At 55.7% G+C, this 16,417-nt stretch carries 12 protein-coding genes; 5 read left to right on the top strand and 7 right to left on the bottom strand.

The features are described 5' to 3' along the window. Positions 1-57: 57 nt before the first annotated feature. Together AACY07_RS03480 and AACY07_RS03485 are read right to left on the bottom strand one after the other, a co-directional pair. Positions 58-2,592, bottom strand: a complete 2,535-nt coding sequence (locus AACY07_RS03480; protein WP_339473471.1) for a sulfite reductase flavoprotein subunit alpha — start codon at positions 2,590-2,592, stop codon at positions 58-60. A gap of 118 nt (positions 2,593-2,710) precedes the next feature. Next, positions 2,711-5,014, bottom strand: a complete 2,304-nt coding sequence (locus AACY07_RS03485) for a TonB-dependent receptor (RefSeq protein WP_339473473.1) — start codon at positions 5,012-5,014, stop codon at positions 2,711-2,713. Positions 5,015-5,231: 217 nt separating this feature from the next. On the opposite strand from AACY07_RS03485, the gene AACY07_RS03490 reads away from it, so the two are divergent. The 4 genes from AACY07_RS03490 (at position 5,232) to AACY07_RS03505 (ending at position 9,131) form a co-directional block, all read left to right on the top strand. Then, a complete protein-coding gene (locus AACY07_RS03490; RefSeq protein WP_133078554.1) occupies positions 5,232-5,912 on the top strand; it encodes a Fe2+-dependent dioxygenase in 681 nt (226 codons plus the stop codon). Between the two features lie 2 nt (positions 5,913-5,914). After that, on the top strand, positions 5,915-6,676 hold the full coding sequence (locus AACY07_RS03495; protein ID WP_339473476.1) for a tetratricopeptide repeat protein: 762 nt from the start codon (positions 5,915-5,917) through the stop codon (positions 6,674-6,676). 194 nt (positions 6,677-6,870) lie between these two features. Further along, positions 6,871-8,100 carry an alpha-xenorhabdolysin family binary toxin subunit A gene (locus tag AACY07_RS03500; protein WP_339473478.1) on the top strand — a complete coding sequence of 410 codons (1,230 nt, stop codon included), beginning with the start codon at positions 6,871-6,873 and terminating at the stop codon, positions 8,098-8,100. 17 nt (positions 8,101-8,117) lie between these two features. Then, the gene (locus tag AACY07_RS03505) at positions 8,118-9,131 is read left to right on the top strand and encodes an alpha-xenorhabdolysin family binary toxin subunit B (RefSeq protein ID WP_339473479.1); all 1,014 of its coding nucleotides are present in this window, start codon (positions 8,118-8,120) and stop codon (positions 9,129-9,131) included. Positions 9,132-9,175: 44 nt separating this feature from the next. Here AACY07_RS03505 and AACY07_RS03510 read toward each other — a convergent pair whose 3' ends face one another. After that, positions 9,176-10,339, bottom strand: a complete 1,164-nt coding sequence (locus AACY07_RS03510; protein WP_133079757.1) for a type III PLP-dependent enzyme — start codon at positions 10,337-10,339, stop codon at positions 9,176-9,178. Between the two features lie 680 nt (positions 10,340-11,019). Here AACY07_RS03510 and AACY07_RS03515 point away from each other — a divergent pair. Then, on the top strand, positions 11,020-12,609 hold the full coding sequence (locus AACY07_RS03515; protein WP_339473480.1) for a S8 family serine peptidase: 1,590 nt from the start codon (positions 11,020-11,022) through the stop codon (positions 12,607-12,609). A 145-nt stretch (positions 12,610-12,754) separates the two neighbouring features. Here AACY07_RS03515 and AACY07_RS03520 read toward each other — a convergent pair whose 3' ends face one another. From AACY07_RS03520 to AACY07_RS03535, 4 genes are read right to left on the bottom strand one after another with little or no spacing between them, the layout of a single operon-like run. Beyond that, positions 12,755-13,912 (bottom strand): osmoprotectant ABC transporter ATP-binding protein OsmV, encoded by a 1,158-nt coding sequence (locus AACY07_RS03520; protein ID WP_133079756.1) that lies wholly within the window; start codon positions 13,910-13,912, stop codon positions 12,755-12,757. Continuing rightward, positions 13,909-14,562, bottom strand: coding sequence for an ABC transporter permease (locus tag AACY07_RS03525; protein WP_133079755.1), 654 nt, complete (start codon positions 14,560-14,562; stop codon positions 13,909-13,911). Before AACY07_RS03525 ends, AACY07_RS03520 begins: the two co-directional genes overlap by 4 nt. Positions 14,563-14,571: 9 nt before the next feature. Continuing rightward, entirely contained in the window at positions 14,572-15,465 is an 894-nt protein-coding gene (locus tag AACY07_RS03530) for a glycine betaine ABC transporter substrate-binding protein (protein ID WP_339473482.1), read from the bottom strand. A gap of 25 nt (positions 15,466-15,490) precedes the next feature. Continuing rightward, positions 15,491-16,207: an ABC transporter permease gene (locus AACY07_RS03535; protein WP_338649171.1), complete on the bottom strand. Its 717-nt coding sequence runs from the start codon at positions 16,205-16,207 to the stop codon at positions 15,491-15,493. Between the last annotated feature and the right edge of the window lie 210 nt (positions 16,208-16,417).

Genomic DNA, 16,417 nt, shown 5'->3' on the forward strand with positions numbered 1-16,417 from the left:
CTTTCGCGAGCAAGCCCGCTCCCACAGGAGTCGGGCTAGTAACCCGAGAGAAAACCTCTAGTACACATCGCGGCGATAGCGCCCCTGCTCGATCAGCAACTCCACCGCTTCAGCCCCCAGCATGTCGATCAGTGCCTGGTCCACACCCGCGGCCATCCCCTGCAAACTGCCGCAGATATAAATAGCGGCACCGTCTGCCAGCCATTGACGCACTTCATCACCCGACTCACGCAAGCGATCCTGCACGTAGGCCTTCTGTGCCTGATCCCGCGAAAATGCCAGATCCAGGCGTGCCAGATCACCGCTGGCCAGCCAGCCTTGCAGTTCATCGCGGCAATAAAAGTCGTGCTCGGCGTTACGCTCGCCAAAGAACAACCAATTGCGCTGCTGTCCTTGGGCGATCCGTGCCTTGAGCAAGCTGCGCAGCCCTGCCAGACCGGTGCCATTACCGAGCAGAATCAGCGGCACGGGTTCGGCGGGCAGATGAAAACCGCTGTTGCGCCGCACACGCAGGCTGATCGCCGAGCCGATGGCGGCATGTTCCGTCAGCCAGCCCGAACCAATCCCCAGACTGCCATCGGCATGCCGCTCCTGACGCACGATCAATTGCAATGACCCATCCTCGGGGATCGAGGCAATGGAGTATTCGCGCATGTTCAGCGGGACTAATGCGTCGACCAGCGCCTGGGCGTGCATGCCCACCAGGTGAGCGCGATTGTCCGGCAGTTGGCGGCCGCCCAGTGCCTGGGCCAGGGTTTCTTGCAGGCCGTCGAGTTGCACCGGCGAGTTGGCCGAAAGACCCAGGCCGTCAAGGAAGTGCTCGACGGCCCACGTGGACTGCCTTGGCATGACTTCAACCAAATCACCGGCCTGCCAGGAGGCGTTCCCATCGGGTGGGGTGAGCGCCAGCAGATAAACCCCCGAACCGCTGCTGCCGGGGTTGAGCAGTTCGCGCTGATCAAGGCTCCAGTTGTTGTAGCTCGGTGCCTGCCAGTTGGCGCTCGGCGCGCCGCCGGTGAGCTGGCTGAGCTGTTGCTGCCACTGATGAAGCGCTTCGGCATCACCGCTGTCGACCTGCACCGGGCTAAACAGCGCTTGGGCCCCACGCTCGCTCAGCCATTGCTGGACCCGGGTGGCAAAACCACAAAAGTGCGGGTATTGGCGGTCGCCCAGCGCGAGCACGGAATACTTGAGCGTGTTCAGCCCCAGAGGCTGGCCGAGGATTTTGCGTTCAAAACCACGGGCGCTGTCGGGCGCTTCCCCATCGCCAAAGGTGCTGACCACAAACAGAGCGTTGCTCGCCTGTTGCAAGTCGTCTTCGTTGAGCGCCCCCAAGGGCTGAACCCGCACCGGCAGACCGGCCGCCTGCAGTTGTCCGGCAGTCTGCCAGGCCAATTGCTCGGCAAAGCCGCTTTGGCTGGCAAAGCCGATCAGCCATGACGGCGCATCGTTGCTGACCGCGGCAAATCCCTGGCGTGCCTGCTTGATCTGACGCTTTTTACGGCGACGGTCCAGGTACAACAACCAGCCGGTAATAAAGAACAACGGCATGGTCAGGCTGGCGATGGTCACCAGGATTCGACCGGTCAGGCCCCAGTAGCTGCCCACATGGAGGGCGTAAATGCTGCTGAGCAATTGTGCCTTGTAGCTTTTGGCTTCAAAGCGATCGTGTTTCTTCACCGCGCCGGTGGCGGGGTCGAGCGTGATCTGGTTGAACGCACGCTCGTGGGGCGAGCTGTTGAGCAGGTAGAACACCGTGGCGGGTTGTCCTGCCACTGGCGGCATGCGCACGTTGTAGGTGCTCAGGTCCGGTCCCGCGGCTTTCTGGATACTGGCCCAGATGGCGTCGTAGTCGGCCACCGGAGCCGGCCCCGCAGGCCCTGGTTGGCCACGGCCGCCTTTGCGTTGCTCGCTGTTGGGGGTGTCGGAAAACAGCTTTTGCAGGCCCTTGTTGTACCATTCGTAAGACCATGACAAACCGGTCAGGGCCGCCAGCAGGTAAAAGATCATGCACCAGGTGCCTGCGACCGCGTGCAGGTCCCAGTTAAAGCTGCGACCTTTTTTCGCCCAGTCCAGCGTCAACCAGGCACGCCAGTTCAACGCTTTGCGCGGCCAGCGCAAGTACAGCCCCGACAGGCAGAAGAAAATCAGCATCAGGGTACAGGCGCCGGTGATCTGGCGACCGGTTTGGCCCATGGCCAGAAAACGGTGCAGTTGCAGCATCAGGTCGAAAAAGCCCTGGCCGTTGGCCTCACCCTGATAGGTGCCGGTATAGGGGTCGACATAGCGCATCTGGCCACGCCGCTCGCCCGGTGGCGGGGTGAAGAAAATTCGCGCAGCAGTGCCGCTGTCCACGCCCACCCATAGCATTGAAACCTGTTTGCCTTCAGTGGCCTCGACCCTGCGCACCAGCTCGGCGGGTGGCAGCACGCCGCTGTCGAGTTTTTCGACCTTGAGTACCGAAGGGTTGAGCAAGTTCAGCAACTCGTCCTGGAACGACACCGTGGCGCCGGTTATCCCCATCAAGGCCAGAACCAGCCCTGCGGTGATCCCGAAAAACCAGTGCAGCTGAAAAAGTGTTTTCTTAAACACGACGACCGCCTTGCTTGCTCAATTGAATGCTTCACGGCGCATTAGGCCGTGTACGTCATTTAACACACAAAAGCCCCGACCATTGGATGGGCGGGGCTCTGTACAGCTCAACTTCGAATTAGAAGTGGAAGCTGGTGGTCAACAAGGCTGTACGGCCCGCCGCCTGGCTTGCGAAGTGCGAAGCATAGGCTTTGTCGTAGTAGGTCTTGTCGGTCAGGTTTTGCACGTTCAGTTGCAGGTCGATATTTTTGGTCAGTTTGTAGCTGGCCATGGCGTCGTAGCGGGTGTAAGCCGGGACGTAAACGGTGTTGGCAGTGTCGCCGTACACTTCGTCAACATAGAACGCGCCGCCGCCAACGGTCAGCTTTGGCATCACTTCATAAGTTGTCCACAGGCTGAAGCTGTTTTTCGGCGTGTTCGGCATTTCGTTGCCTTTGTCCGACAGGGCAGTGGCGTTGACGCTGCCGTTACGGTTGCCCTTTTTGCCTGGATCAACCAGCTCGCTTTTCAGGTAGCTGTAGCCTGCAAACACTTGCCATTTTTCAGTGATCTTGCCACTGGCTGACAATTCCAGGCCGTCAACGCGGGACTCACCGGCGTTTTCGTAGGTAAAGGAGTCAGTCAGGACCCGAGTGTTTTTCTTCTCGGTACGGAATATTGCAGCCGTCAGCGACAGGCGGTCGTGGAACACATCCCACTTGGTGCCCAACTCGTAGTTAACGGTTTCTTCCGGCTTCAGGTCGCTGGTAATAGTGCTGCCAGGAGCAACCAGAGCGTTGCCTTCAACGCCTTCACCCACAATGCCGCCTGGTGGGGAAGCAGAGGTCGCGTAGGAAACGTAAACGCTACCGTTATCCAGTGGCTTCCAGACCAGGCCGGTTTGCCAGTTGAAGTAGTTGCTGTCGTTAGAGGCTTTAGTACGGCCCGTGGCAGCGTTGGTGTTCGCTGTGGTGCTGAACGAGTCGTAACGCAGACCGGCGTTCAACAGCCATTGTGGATCAAGTTCGATCGTGTCGAAAACGTAAGCTGCCTTGGTCACGCCAACGGTGTTGGTGCCGTTGTAATTGCGCGCCTCAGTACCGGTCCACACGTCGTTTGGATTCGGGTTGGACAGAGAGGTGCACTGGCCGCCGCTGTTGCCGACTTTGTCCAGTGTGCAATTAGGGTTGCTGTTTGGCGAAACGGTATAGCTGCTGGCGCGGGTTTCTTCACGGGTGAACTCGACACCGGTGGAGTAGGTGTTCTTGAAGCCCATGACCTGGAAGTTGCCAAACAGATCAGTCTGGTTAGTCGTGGTTTCGGTGGTCGAAACACGGGTGTTGGCACGACGCCACACAGTGCCGTACTGGTTAACGTTGTGCTGGCTGTCGTCCGGCTGGGTCAGGATGTAGTCCTGGCCGGTGTTGCCGTGACGCAAGGTGTTTTTCAGAGTCATCGCGTCGTTGAAGTCATGCTCGAACGAGATAGTGCTGATATCGACGCGGGTTTTGCGGAAGTCACGGTCTTTCAAACCGTAAAAGTTGCTGCTGTTGCCGCCATCGTCTGGCTTGTCATGACCGTGAACCGCTGTTCTTGAGCTGTTGCTGTAGCCATATGGAATGCCCGAGTCCGGCAGGTCGTTGCTTTCGAGATGGTAGTAGCTGACGTTCAGGCGGTTTTCAGTGCCCAGGCCGAAGGTCAGAGACGGTGCAACGCCCCAGCGGTCGTAGTTGACCGCGTCACGGCCGGATACATTTTGCTCGTGGCTCATCAGGTTCAGGCGAAACGCTGCGGTGTCCAGGAACTGGCGGTTTACATCCACGGTGTAGCGGCGGGTCTGGTCGGAGCCGTAGGTGAAGCCACCGTTGAGGAAGTCACCCATTTTAGGGGTCTTGCTCACCATATTCAGGCTACCGCCTGCCGAGCCACGACCACCAAAGGAAGAGTTGGGGCCTTTGCTGACTTCGATCGACTCGATGTCGAAAATTTCGCGGGTCTGGCCGCCAGCGTCACGCACGCCGTCAAGGTACATATCGGCCTGAGCATCAAAGCCGCGGATGAATGGGCGGTCGCCCTGCGGGTTGCCGCCTTCGCCTGCGCCGAAGGTGATACCCGGAACGGTGCGCAATGCATCTTGCAGCGAAGTGGCTGCAGTGTCTTGCAGCACTTGTTGTGGAATTACGGTGACGGAACGAGGCGTATCGATCAGCGGTGCGGTGTACTTCTGGGAGCTGGCTTTCTCGACCTGATACGACTTTTGATCTTGAGCTTCGCCAGTAACGGTAGTCGCGCCAAGGGAAATACTGTTGCCCTGTGCCTTGCTCTCAGTGCTTTCAGCGGCCTGAGCCATATGGGCTGCAGAGCTCGCAGTGATAGCAACACCGATGGCCGAAGCCAGCAAGCGTGGTGAGCTGACGGGTATTTTTAATTGTTGGCGCGACATTTTAAGATCCCTTCCCCCAGAATTTGAGCCGCGAAATATATGGCAAACAATTCTGACTATCAATTGAGAGGCATTACTATTAGCGCTAAATTTACAATCTTTACAAATTGCCTTTACGGTTTTTTCACACTCGTTCGTCTACAGGGGCGCAACAGGGTTTTACACATTCAATAAGAATCAATACCATTGCCATCCCTTTGCTATCAGGTGCTGCGTAATGTTGCTGCATATCCCCGGCTTGTTCTCCCGTGAAGAGGTGCAGCGCATCCGTGAGGCGCTGCAGCAGACTGAATGGGCTGACGGCAAAATCACTGCCGGCTTTCAATCCGCCAAGGCCAAGCACAATCTGCAACTGCCCGAAGACCATCCGTTAGCCAAGGAAATTGGTGCAGCGATGATGGACCGGCTCTGGAAAAATCCGCTGTTCATGTCGGCAGCGTTACCGCACAAAGTCTTTCCGCCTTTGGTGAACTGCTACACCGGGGGCGGCAGCTTCGACTTTCATATCGACAATGCTGTGCGTCAGCCCAGAGGCAGCCCCGAGCGGGTACGCACGGATCTGTCGGCCACCTTGTTTTTCAGCGATCCCGAAGACTATGACGGCGGTGAACTGGTGATTCAGGACACCTACGGTGTGCAGCAAGTCAAACTGCCAGCTGGCGATATGGTGCTGTACCCCGGCACCAGCTTGCACAAGGTCAATGCGGTTACTCGGGGAGCGCGCTTTGCATCGTTTTTCTGGACCCAAAGCCTGGTGCGTGAAGACAGCCAGCGCACCCTGCTGTTTGAAATGGATGGCGCGATCCAGCAACTGACCCGCGACGTACCCGATCATCCCTCCCTCATCCAGCTCACAGGCACCTATCACAACCTGTTGCGCCGCTGGGCCGAGGTCTAGCCATGAACTTTCAACTGCGCCGTGAAGAAGTGCTCGATGGTGACCAATTGCGCGCCATGCTGGCTGAAAACCCGGCGAAAGCTGCCCAGGCCATCTTGATGGCGGCCAAGGAGGGCATTGTGGACGGTCAGGCCTTGCTGGGTCAGATTCTGCTCGACGGCCAGGGCATTGAGCGCGACCCGGTGCTGGCCAAGCGCTGGTTTCAAATCGCGGCCAATGGCGGCCACCTCATGGCCCGCAACATGCTCGGACGTTGCTGGGAGCATGGCTGGGGCGGGCCTGTGGATTGCACGCTGGCCAGCCTGGAATATCGTCAGGCAGCAGAGGCCGGGCTGGATTGGGCGCTTTACAACTACGCCAACTTGCTGGCTACCGGTCGCGGTGTGGCGCAAGACCAGGGTGCAGCGTTCACCTTGTATGGAGTGGCAGCACAGGCTGGCCATGCCAAGTCGATGAATCTGCTGGGGCGTTATCTGGAAGAGGGCGTGTATTGCCCGGCAGATAAAAAGGCGGCGTGCCTCTGGTACGAACGCTCAGCCCTTGGCGGTGATTTTCGTGGCCAGTTCAGCCATGCCTCGGTACTCGCCGAGTCCGGTCATGTTGATGAGGCCTTGATCTGGTTTGAGCGTGCATTGGCGCAAGGCAACCTGAACTTCTTGCGCGTGAGTTACCTGGCCCTGCAGGAGGCCAGGGAGCCGCGTGTCAGGGCAATGAGCGACCTTTGGCAAGCGCGCATCCATACGCTGCAGGAAAGCGGCGACTGACAGTCATTACGCCGCGGCGGGTAATGCTCGTACGCGGTGTTTTAGAAGATCTGAATGGGCCACGGATTGTTAGGGTACGTATTCTTTTTTGTTTTTATCGTTGTCTTACGAGTTGCCGGGTAATAGTGTAATTGATTGATGCCCTTTGAAGATTGATCCTGTTTTGGCAGGATAATTATTTAAAGGGATTTAATATGCAAGGTGATAATTACGCCCTCTTTGAGAGTGTTGAAGATGCCAGGCCGCTTGAGGAAATGACGTCCTTGGAAGCGGCCATCTACTTGCCCTCGCAATATATTCAGGTGTTGGCGGGTGAAAAGAACGCCGCGGTTTCAAAAAATGAGCTGGGGTTTATTATTCGGCGCAGTGATATACACAGTGTCCGTGCTTATGTGCGTGAATCTCGAACATTACCGGTCGATTACAATAAGATCGTGGCATGGTTCGGGGCGAATACAGAGAGCGTGCCGGGGCTTGAGCCTGCAAGTATCCAGTTGTTTCATCAGCGTGTTGTGCAACACGCCGGTACATGGTCGGCGCTGGAGCGTGATACAAAAGAGCTTAGTCGGCAACTTAACAGGTTTTCGGACAGTTTTATTACAACGGCCAATGGCATTATTGAACTGATCAATAAGATCGAATTCGAGCGCTTTCTTACGGGGACCCTTGATGAGTTGACCGAGTCAGAAGAAGCCGAGTTGAAGGCGATTGTTCTGAACTCAACAGAACTCAAGGCCGTCCGTATTATCAGGGAATACGTACTGCTGATTAAAAAAGACACCGACGCTTATATCAATAAAGCCACGGCGGTGGGTGCCTTGGCAGCCGAGTTTGAGCGGGTGTTGTCTGACGAGTTGATTCACGAAGTCAACGGCAAGCTAGATGCGTATGCCAAGAGAGGGCACTCCAGGGAGCGCGAAGTGCTGGTCGAGCGTATTAAAGAGCTGGACAGTGAAATTGATCAGTTGATCAAGGACTATAAAACCCAAGTGTTGTATGGCCATTCAGGGATTTTTCTGGGGCCTGTAGGCCTGGCCATCACGGGCGGGATATTTGGTGCGAAAGCCGAAGCGACGCGGGCCCGAAAAAACAAGCTGATTGCCGAGCGCGAAGTCGCAAGACAAGGCAGTCATGAGCAGGAAAGGCTGGCCATTGTGCTGGATGCCACTCAGCAGCGCTTTACAGATTTGCGCAGCCGTATGCTCGGCGCCGAACAGGGAGCCAAGCAATTGGCGCAAGTCTGGGGCTACATTGCCAAATACCTCGATGAAGCAGCCTATCAGTTGGAGGGAGTGGATGACCTTGCCCGGCTACACCGGTTCAAGCTGGATTTTTCACAACTGTTGAATCCCTGGACGCGTGTTAAAGACTACAGCGTGCAGATATCCAACGCGTTTAATGAAATTATTGATGGGCGTCATTGAGTAAAGGGACTTAATTCATGAATAGGGACAGTGGACTCATGGTGTTTGAAAATCCTGATATGCCGGGTGTGTTTGCCGGGCTGAGAAAGTTCAATGCGGTGGCGGTGAATCGTGAATACGATTTTATTCCATCTTTACAAGAACGTTTGAACCTGGCCGCCAAAAACCTGAGCAATAGTGCGCGCACTATTGTCGATCAAGTACGCCATCTGGAAGTGGTGGTGGACAGCGCGGGTTTCGATGGGCTGCTGGAACAGTGGGGGGCCATTCATGCTCATACCGAGTTGGCCGTTGAAGTGCAAGCCTCTGCATTAAGTGCGCTCAATGATACCTGTGCCCTGCGGGTCGGTCGCATTGTAAGTGCTGTTGGGGCCGCCAAACATCAAATAGCATTATGGGTCGATGAAGGTGAAGGGCTCAACCTGGAACATTATTCTGATCCCTTGCTGGCGTATGATGCAGCCAGGCTTGATGAGTTGGAACAGCAGGCGGTCATGCTGCAAGTACAAAAAGATAAGTTGAGGGCAGATAAACAGGTTATAGACGCTGCCGTCACTATTCTTCAATCCCGAACCTGGCTGGATCACATAAGGGATTTACTGCCGACCGCCGAGCACATCCAGACGCTTTTAACGTCGGCACTGGTTGGAAAAGCAGAGGCGGATGTGGTCGTGGCGGCTCTTGAGCGCCTGACGCAGTACCTTGGCTTTTTTGACGGTGGCTATCGCTTGTTTGCCTTGACTCAGGCACGCAACAAAATAACCGACACGTTATCTGACGTGAGAGTGCTGCAAAACCAAAACGTGACAGATGCTCGGGTATTGAAAGAGCGTGCAGAGAAAATCAGGCGTCACGCTGAACTGGTTGAGGCTCGGGCGTACTGGGTTGACAACATGAGGTTGGTTGTCAGGGGGCTTGGGGTGTTTATCAGCCGTGCTCATTCGACCACAGAGGTCAACGCTAACGCGATGCAGCAGGCATCGGCAGAGGTGGCAGGGTTTCAGCGTTTCTTGCGGCGGATCAGTCGCTAGACGGTAATGACAGCCCCCCGGACACTTGGCCGGGGGGCCTGTTTTTACAGGTAGAAAGACTTCAGCGGCGGGAAGCCGTTGAACTCAACCGCGCTGTAGCTGGTGGTGTAGGCACCGGTCGATAGCCAGTACAGACGATCACCGATCGCCAGGTTCAGCGGCAGGCCGTACTTGTAGTTTTCGTACATGATGTCGGCGCTGTCGCATGTTGGGCCGGCAATCACGACTTCTTCCATTTCGCCTTTCTTTTCAGTCCAGATCGGGAACTTGATGGCTTCGTCCATGGTTTCGATCAGGCCAGAAAATTTGCCCACGTCGGTGTAAACCCAGCGCTCCACGGCGGTGCGGGATTTACGGGCTACCAGTACCACTTCACTGACCAGGATACCGGCGTTGGCAATCAGCGAACGGCCCGGTTCCAGGATGATTTCCGGCAGGTCGTCACCGAAGTCTTCCTTCAGGAAGCGAATGATCTCTTCGGCGTAGGTTTCCAGGCTGTTGGTGCGGGTGATGTAGTTGGCCGGGAAGCCGCCGCCCATGTTGATCAGCTTGAGAACGATGCCGTCTTCTTCTTTCAGGCGCTCGAAGATCACTTTGACCTTGGCGATGGCCGCATCCCATACGCTGATGTCCCGTTGCTGGGAGCCCACGTGGAACGAAATGCCGTACGGCACCAGGCCCAGGTCACGGGCCAGGATCAGCAAGTCCATGGCCATATCGGTCTGGCAGCCGAATTTGCGCGACAAAGGCCAGTCAGCCGTGGTCGAGCCTTCGGTCAGAATACGAACGTAGATCTTCGAACCTGGAGCCGCCTTGGCGATGTTGCGCAGGTCGGCTTCGGAGTCGGTGGAGAACAGGCGCACGCCTTTGTCGTAGAAGTAGCGAATGTCTTTGGATTTCTTGATGGTGTTGCCGTAGCTGATGCGATCCGGGCTAACACCTCGGTCCATCACTTTGTCCAACTCGTAGATCGAAGCGATGTCGAAGCTCGAACCCTTGTCGCGCAGCAGGTCGATGATTTCGACGGCTGGGTTGGCTTTGACTGCGTAGTACACCTTGGCAAATTCGAAGCCTGCACGCAGGTCATCGTAAGCCTTGCTGATCATGGCGGTGTCGATCACCACGAACGGGGTTTCCTGGGTGTCAGCGAAGGCCTTCATTTTGTTGAAGGTATCGCGCGCGTAATAGTCTTCGACCTTGATCGACATGCTGAGGGACTCCTAGTGGCAAACGTCATAAATAAATGGGCGCAACTGAACATCCTCCGTATCCCCACTTTGGTTCGCCTACTTCCCAAGGCATGTCCGCCGAAAGCAAAAAAGGTAAATGGACCTTGCTGTCTCGTCGTCAGTACTTGAGCCGGATGGATCGTTTCCAGCATGGATGTTCGGCGCGAACTTTAGGGGGTGAGTGCGTTGAGAGCAACAAAAAATGTCGCGTTTTTGTACGCGTTCGTCGTGGGGCCAGGATCAGCTATCTAGGTAACCGACACTGAGGTCAGCGTGACGTTCCCTGGCATTCCTCATTTCATGAACCCAGACGCCTGATTTTGCACCTTAGGACCAATAACTGAGCGTTCGGATGCCATGCGGGGGTGATGCAGTTGCACACCTGCTCCTGAAAGACGAACCCGTGTTTTAGTAACGCATGACAATAGGGAACTACATTGACTTTAAAACTTCATGCCGTAAAGGCGTCTAACGAGTCTTTGTTTATAGCGAATGATTATAGCGTAACTGTTATAAGTGACAGTTTTATATCGGCAATTAGGTTGTTAGTGTGCGGTCATCAAATATGAGGGTTGGAAGTCAAATCTCTGTTTGTAAGGCGCGGGCCTTATATTTTTATTGGGTGAGAAAATTCATCATTTTAAAAAGGATATTTAAGTATGGAAAATGCAGAAGCTTTTATTTTTCGCAACGTTGAGTTTGATGGTCGTGTATATGTAAAAGTCATGGGGCTCTCTCCCGATCAATCCTGCATGGTCACATTATATAAAGAGGGTCAGGTGCTGCGTTCGTTAAGCGGTCAAGTCGTCATGTTTGATAATCAGCAAGCTGGGCGTTATCAGGCTGAGGTGAACTACACCGGGGGGGCAGGTGTTTCCGGCCTGTTAAAGACCCGCGAAATCACTATTTCAGCGGTGGGGAAAACCCTGCCGTCGACGGTGAAACCCACGACCAAATCCACGCCGGAAGTATTCAGTCCTGTTAAAGGGGTAACTCGTTACTATTTACAGATAAAGCTGGATCATGACGATTCCCTGGCGCGTCTGAAGCAGGGCGCGTTAACGCAGTCACCGTTGTTCTCCAGGGTAAGAGGTCGCGCCACCTATGAGAAACTGCCTAATAATAAGTTAATGGGCGATATTATACCCCGTACTTACTATGTCGATCCGGGGTGTACGTTTGACGAGTTGGTAGCCATTGTCACTGAGCTCGAGCAGTTGGACTATGTTGTTTATTGTACTGTCGTCCCGGATACCACAGGAATGGCTGCTCCTGATCTGCCTCCCAGGGAAACCCCTTCATCTTTAACACTAGCCCCCCATGTCACTGAGCCCACGCCCCTGTTTCAGAGTTTGCAGACGTATCTAGGCGATGGTGTATCTAGCCGCCAACTAGGGATGAATGTTTTGGAGGCTTGGGGGATAGGGGAATATGGCAAGGCGGCCACGGTCCGGCACTTGGACTTTGGTGTGTACCGAAATCATGAGGACTTGAGAAACAATATTACAGTGGTCAGCAGCCGTCCGGAAACTGAGGACTGTAATCACGGCACCGCTTCAACGGGTTGTATAGCTGCTAGTAAAAACACGATAGGAGTGGTTGGGATCGCACACGGTTGTCATTTCAATTTCTACGATACCGGTTCTCTTGACTTGATTATCAGAGATGCAGTGCCCGGAGATATAGTGAGCTTGGATATACAGCTTCAGGGACCTTCTAATTTCCTTCCAATGGTGCATAACAGGTCGTGGTGGGACAAAATCAAGTCCTTGGTAGATAAGGGAGTGGTGGTCATAATGGCGGCGGGGAATGGTGGTCTTGATCTCAGTGTGCAGGCTGGGAATATGAATCAATTTGGTGACAGCGGTGGTTTTTTGGCGGGAGCTTGTTATCACACTAACGGGCGAAAGGTGTATTTTTCAAATTATAAATACGCAGGGGCAACTATAAATTCATGGGGGGACTGGAGTGTAGTGACCACGGGGTATGGCTCCTTACAAAAAATGGAGGGCAATAATAGAAACTATTCCAAAGATTATTCGGGCACTTCCAGTGCGACCCCGTTGTGTGCGGGTGCCCTAGCGTTAATTCAATCTTATATGATTACCCATTTTGGCACGTTCCTTAACGCCTCGTGGATGCGGCACGTGCTGTCGGTGACCGGGTACAATGAAGGCAGTGCTGATGCTATCGGTCGTCGTCCAAATGTAATGGCGGCATTGAGGTTTGTACGAACGCATTTCGCTTGAGCGGAACTTGTCAAATAAGAGTGGTGCGCGTTCTGCGTTTGGGTGTTAATCCATGCCGTGCATCGTTATAAAATATCGATCGCGGACTTATATACACCCGCAATTAATCCTGCGGGTGTATATAAGTGCTTGGGTAATTAGTCTATTACGCCAACGCAATATCTGCCGGCGAGACAATGCTGGTCTTGGCCCCACGTGAGCGGCCCGAGCTCAGGTAGGCGGCAATCGATTCTTGCGTCACTTCACCCTGGAACACACGCTCGGTGTCCATGACCGGCAACCACGAACGGTTGAACTCATACATGCGCGACAGCAGGATGCGCAAGTGTTCCTCGGACGCGGCAGTGGCGGTGAATTCGCGCAGGTACTGGCCGCACGTACCGCTCTGGCGGTGCAGGTCACGACGGCGCACATAGCCCAGGGCTTTGTTGTCGGCACATGTCACGACGACATAGCGACGGTCGAGTTCGTCCATCAGTTCCAGCGCTTCGGCCACCGGGGTTTCCGGGCTCACCGACGGCGCGTTGTCCGCCGCGTCTTCGGCCTTGACCAGCAGCAGGCGCTTGAGCGTGCTGTCCTGGCCCACGAAGTTGCTGACAAAGTCGTCGGCCGGGTGGGCGAGCAGGGTGTCGGGATGATCCATCTGCAACAACTTGCCGCCACGGAAGATCGCAATCTTGTCGCCCAGCTTGATCGCTTCGTCGATGTCGTGGCTGACCATGATCACGGTCTTGTTCAGCGCCCGTTGCATCTCGAAGAATTCGTTCTGGATCATCTCGCGGTTGATCGGGTCAACGGCACCAAACGGTTCATCCATCAATAGCAGCGGTGCGTCAGCGGCCAGGGCGCGAATCACCCCGATCCGCTGTTGCTGGCCACCCGACAGTTCGCGCGGATAACGGTTGAGGTACTGCTTGGGTTCAAGCTTGATCATGCTCATCAGCTCGCGGGCACGGTCATGGCACTTTTGCTTGTCCCAGCCCAGCAGGCGCGGCACGACGGTGATGTTTTCCTCGATGGTCATGTTGGGGAACAGGCCGATCTGCTGGATCACATAACCGATATTGCGACGCAGGGTCACCGGGTCGAGGTCGGTGGTGTCTTCGCCGTTGATCAGGATCTTGCCGGAAGTGGGCTTGATCAGGCGGTTGATCATTTTCAGCGTGGTGCTTTTACCGCAACCCGAAGGCCCGAGGAACACACAGATCTCGCCTTCGTTGACGGTCAGGCTTACCGAGTCCACGGCTTTTACGTCTTTGCCGTTGCTTTGGAATGTTTTGCTGAGGTTTTGAAGTTCGATCATTTGAGCAGTCCTTTTGGAGTCAGCGAGCGTTGCAGCCATTGCAGAAGCAGGTCGGCGATGATGGCCAGAACACTGACCAGCACGGCGCCGACGATCAGCATCGACATGTCGCTACGGCTGATTGCAGCAAGAATAAGTACACCCAGACCGCCAGCACCGATGGTGGCGGCGATGGTCATGACGCCGATGTTCATCACCACGGCGGTGCGTACGCCGGCGAGAATCACGGGTACCGCGATGGGCAGTTCAACCATGCGCAGGCGCTGGCCAAAGGTCATGCCGATGCCGCGGGCGGCTTCGCGAATACCCGGTTCCACGCCGGTGAGGGCCAGGAACGTGTTGCGCATGATGGGCAGCAGTGAATAAAGAAACACCGCCGTGATGGCCGGCATCGGGCCCAGGCCCTGGCCGAACTTGGAGTAGAACGGCAACAGCAGGCCGAACAGGGCAATGGACGGAATGGTCAGCAGCACGGTGGCGCTGGCTTGCAGAGGGCCGGCCAGTGTCGGGAAGCGTGTCATCAACACACCCAGCGGCACGCCGATCAGGATCGCCAGAATCACGGCGATGCCGACCAGGCTGATGTGCTGAAGGGTCAGTTGTAAGACTAGCGACCAGTCCATATGGGAAAAGGCGTTCAAAAATTCCATGTCTTTTCCTTAGTTGAGTGGATGCTGGCGCAGGAAATCTGCGGCCACCGTGGAGGGGCTTTCGTGGTTCACGTCGACCCGCGCGTTGAGCTGGCGCATGGTTTCGTCGTCAAACAGATCGGCCAGGGGTTTGAGCAGCGCTTCCAGGTCCGGGTGGGCATCGAGATAGGCTTTGCTCACGACCGGCGCGGCGGTGTAGTCCGGGAAGTAATGCAGGTCGTCGTCCAGCAACTTGAGGTTGAAGGCACTCAAGCGGCCGTCCGTGGTGTACACCAGCCCGGCAAATACCTGGCCGTTTTTCAGCGCGGTGTAGACCAGGCCTGCGTCCATCTGACGGATATTGCGGCGGGTCAGGTCCATGTCGTAGAGCTTGACCATGCCCAGCAAACCATCGGAGCGGTTGGCGAACTCGGTGTCCAGTGCCACCAGTGCGCTTTTGTTTTCCGGGTCACGCAGTGCCTTGTTCAGGTCACTGATGCTGTTGATGTCCGGAAACGCCTCGGCCACTTTCTGTGGCAGGGCCAGCGCGTAGGTGTTGCTGAACTTGGACGGATGCAGCCAGATCAGTCCTTTTTTTGCATCGACCTCTTTAACCCGGTCGTAGGATTGCTGGCTGTCGAGTTTGTCGGTGATGTGGTTGTAAGCCACCAGCGATACGCCGGTGTATTCCCACACCATGTCCAGTTGCCCCGACTCTTGGGCCGAGCGCGCCAGGCTGCTGCCCAGCCCGCCAGTCACCTTGGCGTTGTAACCTTTGCTATTGAGGTATTGGGACGTGATTTCAGCGAGCAGGGTTTGCTCGGTAAACACTCGCGCCCCGATACGAATCAGGGGTTTTTCTGCGGCCTGGACAACTCCTGCGCACAGCAGGATGCAGCCTAGTAAGAAGCTTATTTTTTTCATGGGTATTCCTTTGCTCAGCCGGACCTTAAACAGGTCGCAGACCGCGTTCCAACCATCGGCGGCTGATGAGTATCACCAGGCCATCGAGCAGCAATGCCAGCAGCGCGGTACAGGCTGCGCCGAGGATCAGTTGCGGCTGATTGTTGAGGGCGATGCCGGGGAAAATCAGGCTGCCCAGGCTATTGGCGCCGATCAGGAACGCCAGGGGTGCCGTACCGACGTTGATCGCCAGTGCGACCCGTACACCGCCCATGATGATGGGCACGGCGTTGGGCAATTCGACTCGCCACAGCACCTGGCGTGGGGTCATGCCGATGCCGACGGCGGCTTCCTTGAGCGAACCCTGTACGTTTTTCAAGCCTTCATAGGTGTTGCGCACGATGGGCAGCAACGAGGCCAGAAACAGGGCGAAGATGGCAGGACCGCTACCGATCCCCAGAAAACCCAGGGCAATGGCCAGTACGGCCAGCGGAGGGACGGTGTTGCCGATGTTGAAGACTTGCATGAAGCGTTCCGCACGTCCGGCCATGTTCGGTCGGCTGAGGAAAATGCCGGCGGGTATCCCTACAAGAAGGGCGGCGAGCATTGAAGCGAGTACCAGGTACAGGTGGGCTTGCAGGTAGAACAACAAATCATCTTGATAGTGTTCGATAGTGCTGATGCCGATCCAGTGGACCAACAGGGCCAGGAGCGCGATCACAACCGCACCTCCAATAAGCCCTTTTCCATAGCGATTTGCCACAGACGGACTCCTTTTTTTCAGTCGGCGAACACATCGTCTCGTGGCATTACCATTTCTGGCTGCCGACAATCATGTTCGCGAAGAGCAACAGGGGAGTGCGAAAAGCGCCCTCATCACCTGTCATTAGCGCAGCCTCGTCAGGCTAACTTGCTGATATTTCAGCCCCTGACGGTTTGTCGTATCAGGAGAGTGGACGCCTCCACTGTTTAA

It is taken from the genome of Pseudomonas sp. RL_5y_Pfl2_69, assembly GCF_963970465.1.
In the GTDB taxonomy this organism is placed as follows: domain Bacteria; phylum Pseudomonadota; class Gammaproteobacteria; order Pseudomonadales; family Pseudomonadaceae; genus Aquipseudomonas.